The organism is Virgibacillus carmonensis (genome assembly GCF_057836705.1).
The window spans coordinates 1-703 of the sequence record NZ_JBYQFJ010000161.1; the positions used below are offsets into that span (position 1 = coordinate 1).

Genomic DNA, 703 nt, shown 5'->3' on the forward strand with positions numbered 1-703 from the left:
ATCTGATCATCATAATCCATTGGACGGCACCCCTTTTCTCTATTGAATCTGGTATTTGTATTGTACATAAACCAGTTTTATACATTCATTTCCTTTACTCTATTATACATGATGGGGTATTAAAATTCACAAAAAAAGATGAAATTTTTTCGTAATTAGATATTATTTTGTCTTATCTATACAAACAATCAGTCGTTCCTCTATATCAGCTGCAAACTTTTGTAATGAAGCATCATGAACCATTTCAATTAATGCTGTTGGCTTTGGCATGCCGATTTTAACCTTGTTTGTTTCAATATCCTGGTACACAACCATTTTACATGGGAGAAAATAACCTAGGAGCGGAGTGTGAGATAATATAGTATTCGCCTCTTTTGGATTACAAACTTCCAAAGCCTGATAGGCTTGTTCAAAATCAAACCCTTTATTGTTTAACGTTTCTTTAACATCAAATTGCCAAAGCACACCGAATTTTTCTTCCTTTAGGTTTTCCTCCAGTGCATGAATCGCTTTCTCCATTGATTTTTCCGTTTCAACTGTATAATGAAACATAACCTTAAACAACTCCCTTTTTATAAAAAGTTACCTGCCATAAACAGATAAAATTATATTTGGTAATTTTTATCCAACGTTTAATATTAACCCATACGACGGAATGTTAAACTTCTTCATTATCAATTATCATACCCAGGCATTCATTCCG

General features: G+C 32.7%; 1 protein-coding gene. It reads right to left on the reverse strand.

The features are described from left to right. Positions 1-162: 162 nt before the first annotated feature. Positions 163-552 carry a DUF302 domain-containing protein gene (locus AC3G7N_RS21135; protein WP_489424110.1) on the reverse strand — a complete coding sequence of 130 codons (390 nt, stop codon included), beginning with the start codon at positions 550-552 and terminating at the stop codon, positions 163-165. Positions 553-703 lie beyond the last annotated feature (151 nt).